This window comes from Streptomyces sp. NPDC047982, assembly GCF_043204165.1.
Lineage (GTDB): Bacteria > Actinomycetota > Actinomycetes > Streptomycetales > Streptomycetaceae > Streptomyces.
In genome coordinates this window covers 75808-96362 of record NZ_JBIDBS010000017.1, presented here as the reverse complement: position 1 = coordinate 96362, position 20555 = coordinate 75808, and the positions used below count along the sequence as shown (strand labels likewise).

The window sequence follows — 20555 nt, the reverse complement described above, 5'->3', positions numbered from 1 at the left end:
AAATCAGTAACCGGGCCTTCATGCACCGTTCTGTACGCTGTCTCGCCCGGCTGGGGGTGCGTCAATTCATCGATTTGGGCGTCGGCATGCCGATGTCACCCAACCTGCACAACGTTGCCCAGAGCGCCGCGCCGGGGTGCCGCGTTGTTTACGTGGACAACGACCCGATCGTGATGGTCTACACCGACACCCTCCTCGGTGGCACGGCCGAGGGCGAGATCTGCTGCGTTCAGGCTGACGTCACTGATCCGGCTGCTGTCATCGACGCGGTCAGAAGCGAGGGCGTCATCGACTTCGAGGAGCCGGTCGCGCTCAGCATGCACGCCCTGCTGGAGTACGTCACCGGCGATCGCGAGCCCTACCGAATCGTGCGCCGCCTCATCCAGGAGATGCCCTCGGGCTCGTACCTGAGTCTGTCGCACGCCACCGGGGACTTCGCGCCGGACGCGATGAAGGCCGTGGTCGACGTCTACACGCAAGCCGGGACCTCCGCCCAGGTGCGCACGCGGGCGGAAGTGTTGCGGTTCTTCAGCGAACTGGACCTCCTCGATCCAGGGCTCGTTGTGGCGCACCGGTGGCGCCCTGAGCCTGCGAGTGGTCCGAGCCTGGTCACGGACAGGCGGGTCTCCCTGTATGCCGGGGTGGCTCGAAAATCGTCGGTTCTGTGAGTTGCCCTTGCCTCGGCGGCCCCGGTACCGCCTTTGCGGGGCCGGGGCCGTGGCGTTGAGGGCGGGCGGACACCCCTGGCTCTTACTCCGTGTTGGAGTTGAGGACTGCGGAGGGGTGGGCTGACAGTCCGGGGCAGTCAGCCGGCAGGCTCCGTACTCGGGTAGGGGTGAGAGCATCGGTTGCCGGGGTGTTCTTGTTCCAGGGGCGGCTGTGTGCCTGCCAGAGGTTCTTTTCGGGGTTCCACCGCTGGACGCACACGTTGCTCACGCCGTTGGCGGAGTCGTTGTGGCTGAAGATGGAGCGGAAAGAGACGCCTTCCCCGTCGGCGGCGTTGTCCCGGGCCTGGCGGGCGACCTCGTAGGCTTCCTCCTCCGTGAGGCAAGGGGCCTTGATGAACCCGGCGATCCGCTCCAGGAACGCGGCCGTGCGTACCAGCGCGGCGGAATTTGGGTTGCGCCGGTGCCGGACGCAGGAGGGCCCCCGACACCGCGTGGGTGGCGGGGGCCGAGAACCGGAGGAGCGGGGTCACTATGGGCGCACAGCTTGGTGGTCGGGCACGATCCGGACCGCGCGCCGGGGGTCGATTTCGCGACCCTTGGGTCCGTTGACGTGGGCGCGTACCGGGACGCGGACGGGTTTGCATTCGCCGCCTGCCTCGATGATGGCGCGGTGCTGGTGTGGGTTCGGGCAGCGGTTCTGGTACTTGAGCGAGACCTCCCAGCGGAGAGTGTCTTCCTTCCAGTTGGGTCCGGTGGTGTCCGCGGCCGACCGGTGTTGACCGGTCGGGGTCGGGATCTGGGCAGGCTCGCGGATGATGCGGATCTCACGCTTGCGCTGCGCGCGGGCGGGACGCTTGTTCTTGCGGCCTCGCCCGCGGGCGCGGGATTTGGTGCCTTGGGCAGTGTGCTGGGGGACGTTCACGATGTGCTCGTCCGCCGTGTCCGGGGTGTCGCGGGTGGTGGGGTGACGCAGGCCCCAGAAGGCGAGCACGAGGGCCAGGATGGTCGCCGGTCCGGCCGCGCCGAACGAGTGAGGGTTGCTGTAGCCGTTGAGGACGTGGCCATGCAGGGTGGCCAGGCCGTTGGGGCAGTACGGAGTGCGAGGCAGTTTGGTGCTGGCCACGAGCGTCGGTTCCAGGCGGGTGGGGATGAGGTGGGTGGCGGTGATGGTTTCGAAGTCGACGATGAGGTCCTCGTCCGTCCCTACCATGTGCCAGGCCAGGCCGTAGATGGGGTGGAGTCCGTCGAGGCGGATGGGAGTGGGGAAGTACACGAGCCCGTCGCGGGCGGGGGCGATGTCCTCGAGGTTGCCGACAGTGATGCTGTCGGATGTCAGGTGCACGTGCTCGGCAATGCGCTGGCCCATGCTGTGGGGCGCTACCCACACGTCGCTGGTTCGGTAGGCGGCAGCATTGTTGTCGCACACGTCGAGGTAGTGCATCGCGCCCTCGAGGTGAAGGTCGTATGCGGTGACCGTGATGAACATGGTCCGCAGGAGGTCCATGCCGTACGGGATTCCGCGCAGTGGTTTGCCCCAGAAGTCGGCGAGCTGGGCGCGCATCCGTTCGGCGTGGTGGGCACGGGCTTCGGCGGTGAGGGCTGGTGCCGATATCGGGGCGAGTCGTGCTGGGGTGGTGTGCGGCGTCACGGTGGCTCCAAGGTCCGAACGAGGTGGGGGTGGGTTGGGTCGGACCGTGGATCAGGGCGGGGCAAGTCATGCAAGAGCGCGGCACGCGTTGTAGGCAGGACTGAGAGGAGGGGGACCCCGAAAGTCGCGCAGGAGAGCGGGCGTACGAGGTGTGGGGAAGGTTGCGCGATCCCAAGGCGCCGGAGCTGGCCGGGTAGGCGGCGCAGACCGGGCGGGCTGGCCTGCTTGTTGGTGTCCACGTGCATCTGCGTCTTCGGGGATGTACTGGCAGATCGGTGGGCACCGGCCTCGCTGCGTTGCGGGGCCGGTGCCCATCGGAGGGTCAGGGCTCGCCGGAACGCGTCAGGGGTGAGGCGGTTACGCCTCCATCTCGTGGGAGCAGGCGCAGCATCCGCCGCGGTCGGCGGCGTCGGTCTGCTGGTCGGGCTGCTCGCTCTGCTGGGCGGGGGTGGCGTGGATGAGGGCGTCTCGGAAGTCGCGCAGGGCTCGGACGGCCGTGCTTTCGGCGTGGATCGGCCAGGTCGGATCGTCGTAGCGGGCGGTGTCGAAGTCTCCGTTCTCGTCCAGGAGCGCCAGGGCTTCCGCGACGGTCGCGATGGCGGCCGGGTAGTCGGTCACCGTGCTGGCGAAGGTGCTTGGGGCGGGGGCCGACAGGACCGGTGAGCGATACGTGGGGTCTTCGGTGACCAGGGTGCCCAGGACTGTGACGGCCAGGGCCCAGGTCGGGTGGCATACGGCACGGTCGACGGGGATCAGAGTGAGGGCGCCCTCGGCGGTGTCACTGTCGTGGCGGGAGCGGCCGATGCAGGTCTCGGCGGTGATGTCGGTGCCGAGATGGAGGAGTCCCTCGATCGTGCCCGGCTTGTGGTCGGTGGCGGGCTGCCACGCCCAGGCGGCTGTCTGGGTGGTGAGGCGTTCCCGCGCGGCGTGCCAGCGCGGGCCGCTGTAGCCGTCGGCGGCCATTTTGATGGCACCGGAATCGGGATTGAAGGTGATGGTGCCGCGGATCGGGCTGTTGCGGACGCGCGGGCTCTGCTCGAAGAACTCCAGGCCGGTGGTCTGGTCGGCATGCGTGCGAACGGCCAGTGGCGGTGTGGATGCCATGAGCACGGTGTACAGGCCGCTGTAGATGCCGGTAGTGGTGAGTTCCTGGTGGAGGGTGTCGTGTGTGGTGAACACGCGGGGTCCTTCCGGGTTGAGTACCCGCCGGCCGGTGGGCCGGTCTGGGGCTACTCCGCGATGAGGCGGGGCGGCGGGAAGGACCTTGCGCGGGGCGTGGGTTAGCCCGGCAACGCCGGTGAGGTGCCATGTCCGGGCAGCCGTTGCGGACGCTGCTCGGGCGTGCGCGCGATCGGCTGGGCCAGCAAGGTGCCGCCGAAAGCCGTGCGGTTCCGTCCCTGATGTAGGGGCGGGACCGCACGGCGGCGGAGGAGTGGGTGAGAGGTCCGCCTCCGGCAGGGGGGCCTCGGGTGGAGTGCGTCGCTGGCGCTGTGGTCGTGAGCGGTCCAGCCTCGTCGGTCGAGCACCGGTGCGACATCGGCGGCGTCGCCCAGGAGGCGGCATCGATGTCGCGCTGACCATGGCCTGCGGCCGGGCCAGCCCCTGCAACGGCTACGGGCCGGGCGTCCGCTGGGTGAGGCACCCGGCCCGGCCGGTGGGTGTTGGTCAATCAGAACAGGAGGGACTCCCCCGGCTCTTGTTTCTCTTCCGCTTCTTCAGCCTCGTCGGCCACGGCCAGGGCGGCGGCGCGGAGCGCCGCGACCGCTTCGCCTTCGGTTCGGCCCGGCTCGTTGCCCCACGTCAGAATGATTTCGCGCCGACGTCTGTCCACTTCGTAGGCGGGGACGTCAGGACCTGCGGTGACCTCCTGCCCAGCCAGACAGTTGGACAGTTCCTGGAGCGCCTTGTCACGGGCCTGGTGGAAAGCGCGGAAGCGAAGGGGTTGGTCGGCAGGGATCGGCTTTGCGATGCGTTGCGCCCGGTCGACTGCGTGCAGCAGGGTGCACGGGGCGGTGTCCGCGTAGCCCTCCGGGTCGTGCGTCAGTCCGCCCGGTCTCATGCTCACTTCCTCCAGGTGGGCGGCAGCCCATTGGAGGAGGCCGGACGCGGTGACGGGATGCCGTGGGCGAGGTGGGCGTCCCGGGCGGGCAGCGGCGCTCTGGGCGCCTTCGGCGAGTCGGGCGGCGTGGCGGAAGGCTGCTGCCGCTTCGTCGCGAGTTCGGGGTTCCCGGCGTCCCCAGTCCTGGAGCATGAACCGGCGGTGGTTCTCGTCTTCGAAGTGAGGGTCATGTGGCATGGCCCCGCCCGCGAGGTAGTCCGAGAGTACGTCGAGCGCGAGGCGTTCGGCGGAATACAGGGCCGGATAGTCGTAGGTGCGGGTGGAGCTACGGCGGCCGTCGCCGGCCGCGACGTTGAAGGCGCCCACCATGCTGGGGACGAGGAGCCGGGTCGTGGTGCCGCCCTTCCCGAAGAGGCCGCCATCGCGTCCGTCGTAGAAGCCCCGGTTCTCAATGTGGGCGGCTGCCCAGTCGAGGAGGTCCGGTGCGTTCGTCGGCAGAAGGGTGCTTTCGGTGCTGTAGTGCAGGGTCATAAAGGGACTCCAACGCGGTGTGGGCAAGTGGCGCAGGCGTGGTTGCGAGACCGCGGGCGACGGGAGAGCCAGGCGCGCCAGGGCCTGGGTGCCGGGGCCCAGCCCACGGCTGGTGGGATGGGCCCCGGAAATGCGGCCTGTGGGCGCGGTGGCTCCGGCCGGGTACGCAGCATGCGGCGGCACAGGACCTGTTGCCCACCCGAGAGCGGCCGCTTACCTGGTCTGATCGAGGGCTGTGGGAGAGCGTCAGGAGCGGGCGTGGGAGGGGTGGCGCAGGACGAACAGCGCCTTGTCCATGGATGTGGTGGCGGGGCGGATCAGGTCGGAATGCTGATCGCCGCCCCACACGATCCACCGGTCTCCGTCCAGATGCGGTGTCCACGTCAGGAGGAACGTCCGGCCGTCGGGGACAGTCGCGTGCCACTGACCGCGCTGTGCGGTCTTGAACGTCACTCCGGGCACTTCAGGAAGTTCGGGGGCGGGGCCGAACCGGCGGGTCTGGAGGTCGAGATATGCACGGGTGGGAACGACTGCGACCTCGGCAGTGGCGGGGCGCTCGGTGTCCTTCTCGCCAGAGACCGACTGCCAGAACGCGCCGCGCGCGTAGTTGAAGCCTCGCTTGGCCAGGACGGCTCCGGCGAGGTTGAGTACCTCGTCACGCAGGGCATGTGCGTGGCTGCCGTTCAGCGAGACCGGATCCCAGAGGCTCGGGCTGTCGTGGCCTTCGGCGTTCACCCAGCGAAGGGCGGCACGCGAGGTGATCGGGGAGACGTAGACCCTGACGGCGACGGGACGGTTACGCTCCTCCGATGCGCGGCCCAGTTCCAGCTTGCCGTCTTCTGAGATGGTCTGTGCGGGCTGGTCGTGGCCGGACTGGTGGTTGTTCGTGGTCACAGGTTGGTCCTTCGGTCGGTGCTGCCAGGTGGTGACTGGGGCGGGAGAGGGGCGAGAAGTCGCCCGTTGCCCGGTGCTCCGGATCGTGGCGGAGCGGCGGGTTAGCCGGGCAACGGCCGTGGGCGCGACGCAGCCCCCTGGCCCGGCGGGGCAGGGGGCTGCGCGTGGCGCGGGTGTTAGTTGGCGGTGCCTGCGGGCTGTTTGAAGAAGACAGGGGTGGCCACCTCGCTGGCCTCCTGTTCGCTCATTTCGATGGTCGGGCGGGTGAGATGGGCAGGGAGTTCGTACGCGGCGAGCCAGTTCTCTCCGGGGCTGCCTGCGGGCGTCGCGCGGCCGTCGACCGGGTAGTAGCGGTATCTGGTGCAGTCGGCGTCGGTGGCGAGGAATCCGCCGGTGGTCTTCTGCCAGGCGAGTGCTACTTCGCTGTCCTCCGCGGTGGCGTGCTTCTGGTGGCGGCGGCCGTGCCGGTCTGCGAGGCTGATCAGCCAGGCAACCAGGGCGGCGGAGTCGGTGGCGTAGTTGCCCGTGTTGAAGTCGGGAGTCTGTTCGGCGTACGGGGGCTGCTCCCGCTGCATCCAGTGGGCACCGAGGGATCCGTGCTCGCCGATCGGGTGGTGGTTGGAGACCTCGCTTCCGTAGCGGTCGGTGCCCGCCCAAGTGACCTCGGAGTTGTCCGCGAAGGTGTAGCGGGCGTAGGTTCCCGCGCTGTCGCCCCATCCTTCGCAGGCGATGCCTGCGGCGGCCAGGCGCCGGTACACCGAGCGGGCGACGGTCTGCCGGGCGATGATCTCGTTGCGCTTCTCGACGGGCGCGGTCCAGCATTCGCGCCCGTTGTAGCGCCAGTTGCAGACGCCTGTGTCGCCGTTGTACTCGACCCACGGGAGCGGGTCGGACTTGCTGCGCGGCTCGTAGGCGACGGGGAGGCCAGGGCCGAACCCGGCCATCACGCGAAGCATGGGCGGGCGGTTCTGCGCGTCGCCGTGGTGGTTACGGTGGGCCTGGTAGGCGCTGTCGCGCTTTGTGATGAGCTCGCGGGTATAGTTCCGGCGTTTGGTCATGGTGGTGTGCCTCTCGCTCCGGCTCGGTTGTCCCGGGCGTCTCGTGACCCCGGCGAGCGGCACACTGGGCGAGGGCCCAGCAAGGGGCGCAACCACGGGCTGCTGACCGAAGGTGCGCGGTTTCCCAGGACTGGCGGGACTCGTCGAAGTTCCGCTGGATACCGGCCGAACCCCACCCTGACCTTCTGCCTACGCCGATGAGGCCAAGGCCAATTTCGTCACCGCCTTCCTGCGCGCCTTCGGACCTGCCACCGTGGATGACGCCCAGTGGTGGACCACTGGAACCGCACCGACCTCCCGCTTCCCGCGCGGGCCTACCCCTCGGCCACAGGCAGATGTCATCCGGTGCCGGAGTCAGACCTCCCCCGCGGCTCGCGTCAAGCGCCTGAGCTGCGGATACTTCGATATCGGATCGGGACCATCGAGCAGCGGCGTCCGGCTTCGCACCGTCAGACGGTGCACGCCGAGCTCAACTGCCGGACACCAACTGGAGCGCAGATCATCAGCTGACGACGGCGATCACGCCGTCCGGCACCTTCGGGTAGACGCCGCCCACCGGAAGACCCAGCCGGACCTGCTCTCGCTCGCGACGATTACGCCCCAGGCGGTAGCCGTACCGGTGCACACCTCGATGCCTCAGGTTCCGGGCTCCTACAGCCCCCAGCGCCTCTCGGAGCCAGACCTTCGGGTCGATGCCGGCGCGAGGAGCCGGGGCCCCCAGCCCGATCAGCATTCGTTCGGCGTATTCGTGCCCCTGCTCCTGGCGGCGCACCTTCTGTGCCATCCGCTCGTTCAGTACGACGCCGTTCGGCAGTAGCTTCACGGTCCGCGGGGTCGCGCGGCCCATGTAGACCGCGTTTGTCGCCTGGTAGATCGTGCCGACGTGCCCGACAGCGATCAAGGCCCCGGAGGCATCCCTACGCGGCACAGGATCGGCGAATGACACGATCCCACGTACCCCCCGCACAAGGAGTTCGTTGAAGCAGCGTGCGAGGAACCAACTCTCCGCGTTCGCCGGGCACGCGTCCGTGAGCACGAATCGCGAGCATTCCAGGGACTCGACGTACGGCTCCTTCTACGCATCGGGGGCCGTCATCGTCGCAGCTCACGTCACGTGCTATCTGTGGGTCGACGTGTTGATGGACTGGACAGGCCCATCGACTCGGCTACGACTGGGCAGTCGCCTGCGCTAGGTGTTTATGAACGTCGAGCGCACGGAGGGTCGGGACGTGTCGACTCGCGTTAGGCGATAGACAGGTGGAGTGACGGACCGCGGTGAGCCGGACGACGGCGACGAAAACGAGACCCTGCCCGAGCTGTGTGATCTGTGCGGGACGGTGGTGGCGGACAACACCGAGTTGTATGCCGTGGTCCCGGACTCGTCGGTCGTCCATGCCGTCGACCCACGGCTCGACGGGAAACGCATGGTTGTGGGCTGTTCGCGCGAGCATCTGGCCGAGCTCGTCGAGCAGTACAAGGGCCGGCCGTTCATCGACGCCGAGCTGTGGGCAGGCAAGATCGGCCGTGCGATCGAGGCTCGCGGTGGAAAGGTCACTCCCGAGGAGCTCACCGAGGAGACCGGACTCACCGAGGCCCAGATCGAACTCGGGATGTTGTGGCAGAACCTGGGCGCGTTGCGCTGGCATCAGCGGTTCGGCGGAGAAGGACCGCCAGAGTCGACGGAGGACCGACCCAGCTGAGGTGAAGCTGGCCGCGCGGACCACGGCGGCCAAGCTGAAGGGTGATACGGCGCTGTCAACTTGCTTCGCCACGCTGTGGAGACGGCCTCCGACGATGGCGGCTGGGCCCACCTCCGCTACGCGCAGTCCCCAGTGATCTGGAGGGTGTCCAGGCTGAGGAAATGGTTCAGCCCGGGCACCGTGTCCCCGTCGTACTGCGAGGGAAGCTCGCACCCCGGGTACACCGCCAGCAGCGGCGGCCCGCCGCCGGTCTGCTCGTCCTCCTCCGCCACCGTCCAGCGCAGAGCCCTGACCGAGTGATACCACCGGTCGCCGAAGTCGAACAGGTACGTCCCGCTGTGGCCGGGGGCAAGGAACCCGGCCACAGCAGCCCCGACACCGGCCCCGCTTCCCTCTCCGCCGTCTGAACGGGGAGCGTCCGAAGGCACCCCGCCCCAGTAGCCCCAGGGCAGGTCGACGTCGATCCCGTCCACTCCGCCGCGCGACGGCCAGCTCTCGCGGTACAGCCGGTGCCCGGGAGAGAAGCTGAAGCAAGCCATGTGCTCCTCGGTCCGGGCGTATACGCGGTCGATCGCCGTGGCCAGGTCCATCCAGTTGTGGCGGCGGCCCAGGACCAGCGTGAAGGCCTCGTCCGGATCGTGATAGTCGCCGCTGACCATCACGACCAGCCCCCGGCCGGGGTCCGGGTCCTCGAACCGGTGGACAGCCGGCGCCCTTTTTGCCCGGCACAGCCGCTCGTCGGCCTCGACGAGCTGGAGTTTCGGGTTGCCCGCGCGGGGAGCGGGCAGCCAGCTGAAACCCGGCACGGCTTCCAGTTCGGCGGCTCGCTCCTCAGTGAGGCGGCCCTGACGGCGGCGGCGCCGCTGCTCGTAGACCCACTCGCCCAGCGGCAGCGCGTCGACCATCTCCCCGCGCGGGGGCATCCGCTGATGCTTCTTCAGGTAGTCCTCCAGGGCGTCGAGCTGATCGGCCCACCGGTCCTGCCGGGCATTCCAGGACCAGCCCGGCAGGTCCTCCAAGGCCCGGACCTGCGCTTCGGTCAGCTGTTCGCGGCGCTGTCGGCACTTGTTTGACCCACCTCCCCAGCGCGAAGCCCCGGTAGCGGCTGCGCTGAGGGACATCGGCGTCGCCGTACTCCCCGGCCCAGGACCGCAACAGGTCCAGTCCCCGGGCCCACTGCTCCGAGACGTCCACCGCCTCACGCTCGCTGGTCACGCCCAGCCTCCCTCGGCGGCGGTAGTGCGCACCGGCCACCCCAACGCCCCGGCGACGACCTTCACTCCCAGGGTCAGCGTCCAGTAGACCCCCGGATCCGCTCCCGACAGGTCGCTGCCGACCTGCTCGAAGGCATCCTCGAGCGAGTCGATCGCGAACCGGTCCACCGCGTGCCAGGGCGGACGCTGCCTGTGCCGTTCCTGTGCCTGGGTGCCCAGGCACACCGCGTAGGCGACCACCGCGGGCCACATCCGCGCCACGAAGTAGTCGTCCGGGTCGTACGCGTCCTCGCCGTCCTCGAGCTCAGCGTTGAGTTCGGCGCCGATCAGGTTCCGCACCTGGCCCGTCAGCTGCGGATGGGCGCGGTCGACGGCCTCGACGACAGCGGCCAGCGAGGCACCCGGACCGAAGCCTGCCAGCGCGGCCGGGCGGGCGGCCGGCGGCAGAGGGATCCACAGCCTGCCCGCATCCGCCCAGTGGTCGGCGGCCAGCCGCCGTCCGTCGTCTCCCCGCAGCCGGTCCAGGAAGGCTTGACCGCCGGCGCAGGCCAGCAGTGCGGCCACTGCGGTCCACCCGGCGGGGAGCGTGATGTCCTGGTAGAAGAGCCTGTCCAGGTCTGCGGCGAGTTGAAGGGGGTGCAGGTCGACCAGTTCATTGCTGAAGGCGCACGCCGGGCAGACCTGCGGGCGGGCTGCTTCGGTGACGGTGAGCAGGTGGTCCGCCGAGTAGGGGTCGGCGCAGACCTCGCACGCCCGACGGTCGGAGAGCTTGGCGATGTGGGCGGCTCGGGCCGCGGCGAACGCGGCCGAGACCTGTTGGACGAGCTCGACGGCGGGGGTAGAGCCCGGAAGGGTGAGGACCATCGCCTCTGGCTCAAGGTCCATGATCCTTGGGGCGATGAACGTCCACTCGGGGTCCTGGGTGAGGTCGTTGTGCCCGGGGTCATCGGGATCCTCGGGGATCGCCCTGGGCAGCGGACCACGGGTTCGGGCCAGGGAGGATCGCACGGGACCGGGCCAGCCGGTCCACTGCCCGCACTCGGCTGCACCGTCCGCTTCGACAGGCCAGTGGGCCGCACGGAAGGCCGTCAGCATCCGCTGCTGGAGGTGTTCGGTGGGGATCGGCCGGAGCGGCGGGCCAACGGGGCGGTCCGGGGCGAGGAGCAGCTCCAGTGCTGCGGCCCGGCCCGCCTGGTCCAGTACCGGCGGCAGCAGCCGCTGGCGGGCCGCCTCGACGACACGGCGCAGGGCTTCTTGGTATCCGCACCCACAGGCCTGATGCAGGGCTCGGGCGAGTCGCTGCTGGTGGGAGAGAGAGGACGTCTTCTTGCGAGGTCGCGGCATGACCGACTCCTGTACACAACGCCAGCCGGTCCGTCCCACCACGAGCCCAGCCGTGTGCACGGATGGTCAAGGAAACGCCTGATCCACGCTCGCCTCCCCGCGGCCGCGGGGTTCACTCCCATAGGCCGGCGGTGGGGCCAACCCTGAGCATGCACTGGCGACAGCACACTGTGAGAATCATAGCGAGTCAAGTCCGCTGTACCGCGAGGCAGATCGAGCAACTCGACAGTCTGATCGAGATGTATCGGAACACGCCCGATTAGTGCCGCTCTGTGGTAGAGGTTCTATTCAGTACCGGGTCCCGGTTGCGCGGCCTCGTGTTCTCCCCGACCGCGAGGGGCGATGAGGCTTCCCGCGGTGGTGAACAAGTGGGGCGGCCGGGAGTCAGGCGTTGAAGCCGAGTGACTTGGAGTACTCGTACGCGCCCCAATCTGATCCAATCGCGTCGCGCAGCTCGTCGACCCAAGCGTCATCAAGGGGTGTCCCGTTGCCCTTCTCCCAGGCCCCATCCGCCCAGGCCGCGACGATCTGGTCCCACCTCCGGATATTGATCTTGCGCATCTGCTTGTCGCGACGCCGGTGGCGCTCCTGGACGAAGGCGTCGTCGGCAGGGTGGATCTCGACGCGGGTGCCGCCCCCGGCGTTGAGTCGCTGGAGGAGGTAGCGGGCCACGTTGTGGCGGCGCATCCGCCGGTAGGTCTGGTCGATCAGGTCGAGGTTGGACGGTTTCGGTTGCTGGGTTCCGTCCAGCCACTTCGACAGGGTTTCGCGGCTGGGGTTGAGTCCCTCGCTGGCCATGAGGGTGCGGGCGTGCTCGGAGCGGGTCATGTAGCGCAGTCGCGCGGTCAGGCCGCGGCGCGTGGTCACCGGGGAGGTGATGCCGCCTGCGAGGGTGTCAAGGACGCGGGCTGCGGCGAGGCTGCTGAGCTCGCCCCTCGCTCCGTAGTGACCGAAGTCGATATTCCTGTCGGGCACTTCTATGCCTCCAAGCCGATGGTGATGATGCGCTGGTTCTTGAACTTGACCTCGGGCAGGCCGCGCCCTTCAGGGAAGAGCAAGCGGCCCTGGGCGCCGCGGGCAGCGCGCCAGTCGCCGATCAGGTGGAGCCCGTCGGTGTCCCTCAGCCCAACGACGTGCAGCCCGGCGGCGTCCGCCTTGAACGCCTTCTCCCAGAGGTTGGAGAAGGCGGCCGAGCGGATGATGTGCACCCAGTCGGGCCGGTGCAGGTCGCGGTTGAAGTTCGAGTCCCCCATCGTCGACACCAGCTTGGAGTACATGGCCTTGACGTACTCCAAGGCCACGGCATCCTCGTTGGCGATCGCCTCAGCCCGCACTTCGGCGAGGGCGGCACGCGCGTACTCCAGAAGGTGCTCGGTGCTGCCACTCGTCCAGGACTCGTGAATCTCCGGCGGGGCGCACAGCCGGCCGTATTTTTCGGAGGCCGCGCGGTTCAGCTGACGCAGAGTGGGTTCCCCGATCCAGAGCGGACCGTCTTCGTCCCGCGCGCCCAGCGGGTTAGGCAGATGCTCGTGCCGCCACTCCCCCGGCGTAACGAGGTGGAAGCCGGACCGCCGCAGCTTGATGGTGTCGATGGGGCCTTCGCTGTGTGTGAGTTCGCCGAGCGGGAGGTGGGTCTTGAGGGCACTGAGGTAGGCGCCGTTGATGTCCAGCTCGTCGACGGTGTGGGTGCCAGTCGGCAGACTGTCCCAGGAGCGGCTCCACTTGGGGCGGGCTTCCCAGATCTGGTCGGGCTTGTCCTTGGTCGGCTTCCTGAGGATGTCTGGCAGGAAGGGGAAGGCGACCACGTCGTAGCGGCCACCACGTCGGGTGAGGTCGAGTAGTTCCATCGCGTGGGGGATGGCCTTGCGGACCAGATACCGCTGCGCCGCCTCCAGGTCGCCGGAGTGCTGTTCGAGGGCGTCGTGGATGTTGCGGCGCAGGAAGGCGACACCGGCGTTCTTGGTGTCGCTGCGCTCCTGGCGAGGGCGAGCGGGGCGCCTGTTGCGTGACGGAAGCGGCCGCTGGGATTCGTCCTGCTCGCGAGTCGGGACAGGTTCGCGGTAAGTCTCGGTCTCTTGGTTCCGGTGGGGCCCGGTCGGTGATTCCTGCGGCCGGACGGCGCTTGCTGCTGCTGCGCACTCGTCGGCGGAGACGTGCTGAGGGAAGCCTTCGAGGGCGGTGGTGGCCGGGAGCTGACACAGTACGCAGGGCGCCGGGGCGGAAAGCTGGGTGACATCGTCGACCGGAGCGGGCGCGGGCTCACTCCTCTGCGGCTCCGGCGACGCGGTTGAGACCGGTGGAGCCGTGGTGGTCGGCGCCTCGGCAGTGGCTGGCGCTTCCTTGCGGACGGCGATGAGCTGCGTCACCGTACTTTTCTGGTTGCTGGCGTATGCCTCACAGGCGGCTTCCGGCCCCGCGAGGAGTGTGAGCGTCGGGATGCCGAAGTGCCGTGCGATGGCGTCGGCTTCGTCGAAGCTCCACGGTGAGCGGCCCGACTGGCGGCGACTCACGGCGTACTTGGGCAGGCCGATTCCGTCGGCCAGTTCGTTCTGCTTCTGGCTGGCGACGGTAAGGAGGGCTTCCACGGATCCTCGCAGAACCTCCAAAGTGCTTTTCGTGTTCTCTAGGGCGTTCGACATGCTGTCACCCTACCCTTCCAGTTGCCCTCAATGCAACACAATTGCACTGAGGGCAACTCACTCGATCGGTTGATCACTGCGCGGGGGGACAGAGCTGAGCGTGACCGGAAGGCTGCGGCTGCTGTGATGGCACCCACCGATACGCGCATCGAAACGCAACGATTCACGAGCAGGTCCGTGCTTCCCGAGCTCGCCGCGCAGGTCATCACTCCTGCCGGGGCTCAGGGATCTCCCGTGGTTCGTCCCGCTGATGGCCGCGCTGCGCAGCGGCCTCGGCTCCACACCGCCCGCTTCGCTCGCGATCGCCTATCTGATCACTCATGCCGCATCCGGCATCCGCCCGGCGGCAGCCGAGTAGGGTCTGATCGCCGCGTCCCGCCTCGATCCGAGGGATCCACGCTGGGACGTACATGCCTGGTTCCTGGCTTTCCTGGCTCGGGGCACCGCGGCGCGCGGGAGGCTGGTCTGGGCGCACCAGCTCGGCTTGATCATCACCTGCTGGAACGCCTGGATGGCAGGGCGCTCCCGGGGGGTGAGATCGTGCTCGGCCCGGACGACCCCATGCCCGTCCTCTGCGGGATCATGGCCGCGCCTACGGCTGATGCCCTTGGCGCAGGCATGCGGTAGTGGCGGACCAGCGCCCTGGACTGGGATCTGGCCTCACGGCTCACGGAATGTCCGTCGGATTTCTAACCGTCTGAGGCCTTCGTTCCACGAGTCGGCCTTCTCATCTGGGAGGCCCCAGCCGTTTCAGGGCGTGGCCCTGGGGCCGGCGCCTCCGGGGCTCTGGCCTGGGTCAGGCGCCTGCTGGTGCTGGGGGCGTTGCGGGGTGGGCTGCTCTCGTGATGCCGCGGGACGAGAGCTGGCTGTGCGCAGGACCGTGGTCATCTTGGCGGAGAGCTGGCCGATCGCCTCGACAACCTGGGCGACGCGCTGGGGGTCCAGTGCCGTGAAGGCGGACGGGCCCTGTGCCGGGTCGAGGGTGGCCAGGGTCTGGTTCAGGACGAGCAGGGTGCGGGTCCCGGGAGCTGCCGCCTCGACGGTTCTGGTCCGGTCGGGCGTCGCCGTGCTGTCCGGAGTGGCCCAATCCTGCACCGCCCGTGCCCGGGCGGCCGCGGTGGCGGCGGTGGCGAGATGGCCTTGCTGAGCGAGTTCGACCAGGCGCGCCTGGTCGGCTTCGGCGTCGGGGTGAGTCCGGTTGGGGATCACCGCAGCGGCGGAGGCCAGGAGGGGCTGTGCCCGGATGACGCTGGCGTAGACCTGCGCGGCGTGCTGGGCGGCGGCGTCCATCCAGCCGTGGTCTTCGGTGCCGGCGACGCGGGCGGTGAGCAGTTCCAGCACGTCCTGGGCGCGTTCGGCGGCCTCGGGCAGTTCGGGGCCGCAGGCGGCGAGCCGGTTCCAGTCGGCGATCAGGACCTCCTCCGGAGCGTCGTCGTACGGGATGAGCAGGTCGGCTCGGTTGTACGCGGCGCTGGTTTTTAGGGCCTGGCTGCGGATGTCGTGCGCGGCGCGCATGGAGATTCCGGTGCGCGCGGCTACCTCGGTCAGAACGTCTTGCTCGGGCAGGGTCTCGGTGTCGGAGGTGATCAGCACTCCCCAGGCGCGGCCGGCCTGTTGGGCGCTGTCGAGGGACAAGGGTTGGTGGTCACTCGGCATCCACCGGATGAGCCACTCTGCCTGGGCGCGAACGAGGGCTTGGGCCTGTTCGGCGGGCTGCCCGTTGAGGAGCCGGTTGACCTGTACGTCGAAGCGGGCCAACCCAAAGAGCCGCCCGGCGTCGATCGGACCGTCAGGGCGCTCGATGATCTGACGCGTATTGGAGCGGTCCTCGGTGAACCACTCGATGGCGTTGTGGACATTGTCCCCGGGCTGCTGAGCGGCATCTCCGCCCGGCAGCCCGGCACCGGGCTCGTCAGCAGCCACAGGGCACTCCCTTGGTTGCGCCTGACGGGATCACGCGACGTTCGCCTGCTGCGCACCGTAAGGGGTGGGCGCCGGAACGGACTGTTCGTGGTAGCGGAGCGCCTCCCGTGTGGCCTGCTGGAATTGCTCGCGGCCCTGGTCGATGAGAACGCGCGGGTCGAGCGTCTCCCGCGCAGCGGCCTGGACCACGGTGCTGGCGTCGCGTGCTGTGCGGCGGACCGTCATGGTGACGAGGTGGCCGGCCGCTTGGTCGGCGGGGGGAACCTTCAGGGTGCGCGCGGCGTAGCCGATGTTGTTGAGCTCATCGAAGTCCAGGGCCGGGGCGCCGTCGTAGTGGGCCAGCTTGTTCGCTTGGCTGGTCAGCAACCAGGGGTCCTGAGCGGCGTGGTGCGGCAGTGACTGGATGGCCTTGAAGATGTACGTGTGCTCGGGCTGGGTGAAGTCCTGTGCCGCCAGGGAGCGGGTCGGTCCGTCCTGCAACTGACGTGGATCCTGCATGAGGGAGATCAGGACGCGGCGCTCGGTGGGCCGGGAGGTGTAGCTCGGCTGTCCTTCAGCCTGTTCGGGTGCGGCAGTCGCGGTCTGTTGCTGCGCGCTGTAGCTGGCGAGGGAGCGGGGTGCGGCGTCGAGTCGCTCGGCGAGTTGATCCAAGGCGTACTCGGTGGTGCTGAGCTCGAGTGCGACCTGGCCCAAGGAGGTGTCGGACAGTCCGTAATCGCGGACCCGCCCGGCGAGGTCCTCAACGGCGGCGGGGATGCTCGGCTCGAGGACGAAACTGACTGCGTATTCGGCGGCGTTGTCGGGGTTCGGGCTGTAGTCCGGCGCGCTCGCCCGTGCGAGGAAGGTCGCGATGACCTGGTTGGAATTGGCGTCGAGGCGGGCCTTGGCCGCTTCGCTGCCGGTGGAGCGGTGATAATCGTTGTAATCCAGCCTCGTGGTGATGTGCTGGATCATGGCCGCGGCTCGCTGTTCGGGCGTGAGGTGCGGGTCTGTCGCTGCAGGAAGCGCGATGGCGGGGTCGGGCCCGGTGACCAGGGCGTCCCAGATCTCGGCGGTCGAGGGATCGGCGAAGTCCTGGGGCTGTAGCCAGTAGGGCGATGCGTCGGGAGATGACGGTGTGTACCGGAACTGCTGCGCTCGGGCTGGGTTGTTGAGAATGGCGCCGATGACTGCCAGTTCCTTGCTCACCACGTCGTTGTCGGTGCCACGGGCGCGGGACAGTTCGAAGGGGACGTTCGTGGTGGCAGAGGGGTGCTGGGCGGCCCGCGCGGTGACATAGGCATCATGCCGTGTGTGCTCCACGTTGGCCGGCCAGCTGGGCTGTGCCATCTGCCGGACCGCGTTGTGGACGGCTGCCCAGTACGCCGAGTCGTTCAGTGCGGCCTGCGCGCTGGGATCGCCTACCGCGGCCCGCTGCTGGTAGGGGAGTGCCATGCGGGCCATGACGGCATCGGCCGTGACTGTGGCGGGATCGGCGTTGGGGAAGGCCCGTAGTCTTTGCTCGATGTCGCTGAGCCCGCCGGACAGAAGTGCCTGGTAGGCGTCTTGGAGCCAGGCCATCTGGAAGTGGTCTGGCCTGAGCCAGTACTGGGGGTCCGGCCGGTTCCAGTCGACGAGCTGGTTTACCGCGGAGCCGTCGCGGAGCAGACTGCTGAGGACGTTGAGTTCGTGTTGTGGCGCCCCGTACTGAGCGTTGTTCATGCGGCCCCCGCTTCGGGCTGGACAGGCGGTAGCGCGACGCCCGTTTCGAGAGGCTCCTTTTCAGGGGCGATGGCGGCGGTTGCGGCGCGGTAGCGCTCGGCGTGGAGGTCGAGTCGGGCGGAGGCGGCTCCGTCAAGGGCCACCCAGCCCAAGTCATCCACTCGCCACCACCGGTCCATGTAGCGCACCGGGCTGCCCTCGAACCGGCCGAGAGCTTCGGCTTTCCCGTCCGCAAGCAGTTGCTCCATCGCGGCGGGGGGCATCGGCGCGTTCAAGACGCGCTGCTGTGCCGAGTCCTTCAGGAGCTCCATGCGTTCGGCCCAGGTGACCGCGGTGTTGCCGGGCTCGGCCATGGTCGGCTCCGTTCGGGCGAGGACGGTGGACTCCAGGCAGCCTGCGTCGTGGTCCATCGGTGAACAAGCCGAATCCGGGGTGCGGTCCAAGGGCTGAGTGTGGTGAGCGCGGAAACTTCGTTTTGCGTCCCACCCGGCGGGAAGTGGGCCTTCTCGCGGCGGCCGAAACGGCATGGGCAGGCCCGACTCACGAAGAGGTTGCGAGCCAGCGGTTTGACGGCCGGCGTGAGATGTGTGCTTAACTGGTTTCGAGACCAGCCATCTCACAAGCTCATCCGACGAGTTGGGCATTCGTAAGCCTGCGCCTTCGCGGGTGCGGGTATGGCTGGTCTCTCTTTTTGTGCCAACTCTCGCCCCTCGTCGGCAGGACTGCCGGCCTCAGTAGCTCTCTCCCGGCCCGCTCGCTCAGTTTCCGAGCCTCGTGCTCGGCTCCCCGAGCCGCGGCAGTGAACAGTCGAGTAGCCGAGGGGGATCTCACCCCTCGGCCCTCACAGAACCGTGCGTAACGATCTCCCGTTACACGGCTCTTGTCGCTCTGATCATCAGACCTCCGCGGCGTCCGCAGTGAGGCGCCAGTGCGCGAACATGCGGGGGTATCGCTGGGCGATCTCCTGCATCTTCGAGTAGGCCCTCTTCTGGGCCGCGAGCCGTTTGTACTTGTTGCGGATCCAACGCACCAGGTAGGTGTTGATGCGCGTCAAGAAGCCGTTCAACTCCCAGGGCCGGAACCGGCCGTAGTAGTTGATCCAGCCCCCAATCACAGGGTTCATCCTGCGGGCGAGTTCGTGGAAGGTCAGATCGGCACGTCGGTGCAGTCGCCAGGACCGCGCCTCTCTGCCGATCCTCGTCAGGGCCTCCCTGCTGATCCCCGGCTCGAACGACAGGAACAGGTTCCCGTGCCGATTCCGGTTCTTCCGGGCGCGGAACGTGTACCCGAGGAACGTGAAGGCCGATGTGCTCGCAGGAGCGCCGGCGCTTGCCGTCCTTGCAGTAGACGATCCGGGTCTTGCCCGGGTGCAGTTGCAGCCCGACTTCGACCATCCTGTTTCGTGAGCGCGGCCAGCACCTCGCGGGCCTCTCGCTCGGAGACGCAGTGCAGTACCGCGTCGTCCGCGTAGCGCTCGAACCAGACGGACGGGAACTCCCGTTCCATCCACTTGTCGAACGCGTAGTGCAGGAACAGGTTCGCCAGAACGGGAGAGACAGGGGCGCCCTGGGGCGTTCCGCGCTCCCGTTCCACCTGGGAGCCGTCGGGCATGACGAGCGGGGCGGCGAGCCACCTTCGCACGTACAAGTTCACCCAGACGGCGTCGGTGTGTGCGGCCACGGCCTTGACCAGCAGGTCCCAGGGCACACTGTCGAAGAACTTGGCGATGTCGAACTCAACCACCCAGTCCCGCCGCCAGCTGCGCTCCCGGCACTTCCCTACTGCGTCCAAGGCAGACCGTCCGGGCCGATATCCATAGCTGTCCGGGTGGAAAATGGGCTCCACCCTTCGCATGAGATGTCGGGCCACGACAGTCTGAGCCACCCGGTCGGCGACAGCGGGAATGCCGAGCATTCTCGTGCCGCCGCCGTGCGGCTTCGGAATGGCCACCGCCCGCACCGGAGGAGGGAAATACGAGCCCGACGACATCCGGTTCCAGACCTTGTACAGGTTTTCCTTCAGGTCTTTCTCGAACTCGTCGATGCTCTGCCCGTCCACTCCGGGCGCACCCCAAACGGCTTGGTCGATGACTTCAACTGGCTCATCGCACTCCTCCCAGACGTCGTCCGGTTGATGTGATCAACTCAGTCACGAGCGACCCGGCTCCTTCGCTCCACCCCCGTTACAGGGGCTTCGTCACTACTACGAGCCGGTCCGCCAGCAGGTACCGCATCGGTACTCGACCCCTCACGGTGTCTGTCGCTTGGGGCACTCCCTCTCGCCACCGCAGCGCGGCAGCAGTATCGGACCTGCCTTCTCCTGTTCCATGCGGAAGCCGCAGATCGGGCTCACGTCGCCCTCATGCCGGACACCACCTGGCCAATAGACGGGCTCCCGCCAGGCTCATCCCGGAGTTGTTGCCACACCCCGGTTTCGATGTTGTCTGTTTGCCTTTCGACACGTCAGCAGCGATTCACTTGCGTTCGTCTTCCCGATCCCCACCTGACGCCTCTTACGACGCCTTTTCCTCATCGCTCACCACGACAGTCATTAGCTAACGCAGCATGAGGCGGTTTGAAGCCTCCCCCGCAGGGCGACTCCGAAGGGCCAAAACCTTCGTCTTCCACGCAGCACCGCAATTGGAAGCTGTCCTACAACCAACTCCTTCTCGCGTTCAGGACACACGGCAACGGGCAACAAGCCGCTTCTCCTTCCCTCACCCTGTTGTGGCGAAGAGACTTGGCTCATGCCTCTCACAGCCTCACGTACCCAGCCCACCGCTGCCCTGATCCGGACCGTCATCACCAGCTATGGCGATGGCCACCATGACGCACCGCTCGGCAGCGCACTCCGCGTCGATGCACGGCCACTGCGCAACCCCCCGGAGGACCCGGCAGTCCGGGAGCAGATGCTGCGCACCACCGGCCTCGACCCCCACGTACGCGACTACGTCCTGGCCACTCCGGGCGCCGAGCGGCTCATCGAACGAAGTTTCAGGCGCGCCTTGGCCCTTCTGGCACTGTCTGATCAGCACCGTGTGGACATACATGTTCTGTGCGGCGGCGGCCGGCATCGAGGTGTTGACCGGACTACCGCACGACACGCCGGACATGAGCGCATCCCCCGCATGGCCTAGTCGGTAGACGTTGCGTATCCGAACGACGAAGGAGCGCAAC

The 20555-nt window shown here is 68.3% G+C and carries 18 protein-coding genes and 1 pseudogene; 3 read left to right on the top strand and 16 right to left on the bottom strand.

The window, feature by feature from the left end:
- Nucleotides 1-2: 2 nt before the first annotated feature.
- Entirely contained in the window at nucleotides 3-668 is a 666-nt protein-coding gene (locus tag ACGF2V_RS21355) for an SAM-dependent methyltransferase (protein ID WP_362708681.1), read from the top strand.
- A gap of 529 nt (nucleotides 669-1197) precedes the next feature.
- On the opposite strand, the gene ACGF2V_RS21350 is transcribed toward ACGF2V_RS21355, so the two are convergent.
- The 6 genes from ACGF2V_RS21350 to ACGF2V_RS21325 all read right to left on the bottom strand — a co-directional run bounded on the left by ACGF2V_RS21350 (nucleotide 1198) and on the right by ACGF2V_RS21325 (nucleotide 7759).
- Complete coding sequence (locus ACGF2V_RS21350) at nucleotides 1198-2316, bottom strand: hypothetical protein (RefSeq protein ID WP_362708432.1); 1119 nt, start codon at nucleotides 2314-2316, stop codon at nucleotides 1198-1200.
- 357 nt (nucleotides 2317-2673) lie between these two features.
- Nucleotides 2674-3495 (bottom strand): hypothetical protein, encoded by an 822-nt coding sequence (locus tag ACGF2V_RS21345; protein WP_362708430.1) that lies wholly within the window; start codon nucleotides 3493-3495, stop codon nucleotides 2674-2676.
- 490 nt (nucleotides 3496-3985) lie between these two features.
- Complete coding sequence (locus ACGF2V_RS21340; protein WP_362708427.1) at nucleotides 3986-4906, bottom strand: DUF6197 family protein; 921 nt, start codon at nucleotides 4904-4906, stop codon at nucleotides 3986-3988.
- 246 nt (nucleotides 4907-5152) lie between these two features.
- A complete protein-coding gene (locus tag ACGF2V_RS21335) occupies nucleotides 5153-5800 on the bottom strand; it encodes a hypothetical protein (protein ID WP_362708425.1) in 648 nt (215 codons plus the stop codon).
- 176 nt (nucleotides 5801-5976) lie between these two features.
- Complete coding sequence (locus ACGF2V_RS21330; RefSeq protein ID WP_362708423.1) at nucleotides 5977-6858, bottom strand: hypothetical protein; 882 nt, start codon at nucleotides 6856-6858, stop codon at nucleotides 5977-5979.
- A gap of 502 nt (nucleotides 6859-7360) precedes the next feature.
- Complete coding sequence (locus ACGF2V_RS21325; protein WP_362708421.1) at nucleotides 7361-7759, bottom strand: hypothetical protein; 399 nt, start codon at nucleotides 7757-7759, stop codon at nucleotides 7361-7363.
- 361 nt (nucleotides 7760-8120) lie between these two features.
- Here ACGF2V_RS21325 and ACGF2V_RS21320 point away from each other — a divergent pair, with 361 nt between their 5' ends.
- Nucleotides 8121-8558 carry a hypothetical protein gene (locus tag ACGF2V_RS21320; RefSeq protein ID WP_362708418.1) on the top strand — a complete coding sequence of 146 codons (438 nt, stop codon included), beginning with the start codon at nucleotides 8121-8123 and terminating at the stop codon, nucleotides 8556-8558.
- A gap of 116 nt (nucleotides 8559-8674) precedes the next feature.
- On the opposite strand, the gene ACGF2V_RS21315 is transcribed toward ACGF2V_RS21320, so the two are convergent.
- From ACGF2V_RS21315 to ACGF2V_RS21270, 10 genes and pseudogenes are all read right to left on the bottom strand, one after another.
- Nucleotides 8675-9577, bottom strand: coding sequence for a helicase associated domain-containing protein (locus ACGF2V_RS21315; RefSeq protein WP_362708416.1), 903 nt, complete (start codon nucleotides 9575-9577; stop codon nucleotides 8675-8677).
- A gap of 58 nt (nucleotides 9578-9635) precedes the next feature.
- Nucleotides 9636-9752 (bottom strand): annotated as a pseudogene (locus tag ACGF2V_RS21310) (helicase associated domain-containing protein); the annotation flags it as partial.
- A gap of 17 nt (nucleotides 9753-9769) precedes the next feature.
- On the bottom strand, nucleotides 9770-11116 hold the full coding sequence (locus tag ACGF2V_RS21305) for a hypothetical protein (protein WP_362708414.1): 1347 nt from the start codon (nucleotides 11114-11116) through the stop codon (nucleotides 9770-9772).
- A 384-nt stretch (nucleotides 11117-11500) separates the two neighbouring features.
- Nucleotides 11501-12091 carry a transcriptional regulator gene (locus ACGF2V_RS21300; RefSeq protein WP_362708411.1) on the bottom strand — a complete coding sequence of 197 codons (591 nt, stop codon included), beginning with the start codon at nucleotides 12089-12091 and terminating at the stop codon, nucleotides 11501-11503.
- Between the two features lie 2 nt (nucleotides 12092-12093).
- A complete protein-coding gene (locus ACGF2V_RS21295) occupies nucleotides 12094-13701 on the bottom strand; it encodes a helix-turn-helix transcriptional regulator (RefSeq protein WP_362708409.1) in 1608 nt (535 codons plus the stop codon).
- 804 nt (nucleotides 13702-14505) lie between these two features.
- Nucleotides 14506-15678 (bottom strand): hypothetical protein, encoded by a 1173-nt coding sequence (locus tag ACGF2V_RS21290; protein ID WP_362708407.1) that lies wholly within the window; start codon nucleotides 15676-15678, stop codon nucleotides 14506-14508.
- Nucleotides 15679-15708: 30 nt separating this feature from the next.
- The gene (locus ACGF2V_RS21285) at nucleotides 15709-17379 is read right to left on the bottom strand and encodes a DnaB-like helicase N-terminal domain-containing protein (protein ID WP_362708405.1); all 1671 of its coding nucleotides are present in this window, start codon (nucleotides 17377-17379) and stop codon (nucleotides 15709-15711) included.
- Nucleotides 17376-17789 (bottom strand): hypothetical protein, encoded by a 414-nt coding sequence (locus ACGF2V_RS21280; protein ID WP_362708402.1) that lies wholly within the window; start codon nucleotides 17787-17789, stop codon nucleotides 17376-17378. Before ACGF2V_RS21280 ends, ACGF2V_RS21285 begins: the two co-directional genes overlap by 4 nt.
- Nucleotides 17790-18274: 485 nt before the next feature.
- On the bottom strand, nucleotides 18275-18529 hold the full coding sequence (locus ACGF2V_RS21275) for a group II intron maturase-specific domain-containing protein (protein WP_362708678.1): 255 nt from the start codon (nucleotides 18527-18529) through the stop codon (nucleotides 18275-18277).
- A gap of 50 nt (nucleotides 18530-18579) precedes the next feature.
- Nucleotides 18580-19437: a reverse transcriptase domain-containing protein gene (locus tag ACGF2V_RS21270; RefSeq protein WP_362708399.1), complete on the bottom strand. Its 858-nt coding sequence runs from the start codon at nucleotides 19435-19437 to the stop codon at nucleotides 18580-18582.
- A gap of 688 nt (nucleotides 19438-20125) precedes the next feature.
- On the opposite strand from ACGF2V_RS21270, the gene ACGF2V_RS21265 reads away from it, so the two are divergent.
- Entirely contained in the window at nucleotides 20126-20515 is a 390-nt protein-coding gene (locus ACGF2V_RS21265; protein ID WP_362708397.1) for an RNase adapter RapZ, read from the top strand.
- Nucleotides 20516-20555: the final 40 nt, after the last annotated feature.

What these genes read in the sequence shown, in the direction of transcription:
- ACGF2V_RS21340 (WP_362708427.1), bottom strand. Translation starts at nt 4,906, where the DNA reads ATGACCCTGCACTACAGCACCGAAAGCACCCTTCTGCCGACGAACGCA.
- ACGF2V_RS21330 (WP_362708423.1), bottom strand. Translation starts at nt 6,858, where the DNA reads ATGACCAAACGCCGGAACTATACCCGCGAGCTCATCACAAAGCGCGAC.
- ACGF2V_RS21305 (WP_362708414.1), bottom strand. Translation starts at nt 11,116, where the DNA reads ATGCCGCGACCTCGCAAGAAGACGTCCTCTCTCTCCCACCAGCAGCGA.
- ACGF2V_RS21285 (WP_362708405.1), bottom strand. Translation starts at nt 17,379, where the DNA reads ATGAACAACGCTCAGTACGGGGCGCCACAACACGAACTCAACGTCCTC.
- ACGF2V_RS21280 (WP_362708402.1), bottom strand. Translation starts at nt 17,789, where the DNA reads ATGGACCACGACGCAGGCTGCCTGGAGTCCACCGTCCTCGCCCGAACG.
- ACGF2V_RS21265 (WP_362708397.1), top strand. Translation starts at nt 20,126, where the DNA reads ATGCCTCTCACAGCCTCACGTACCCAGCCCACCGCTGCCCTGATCCGG.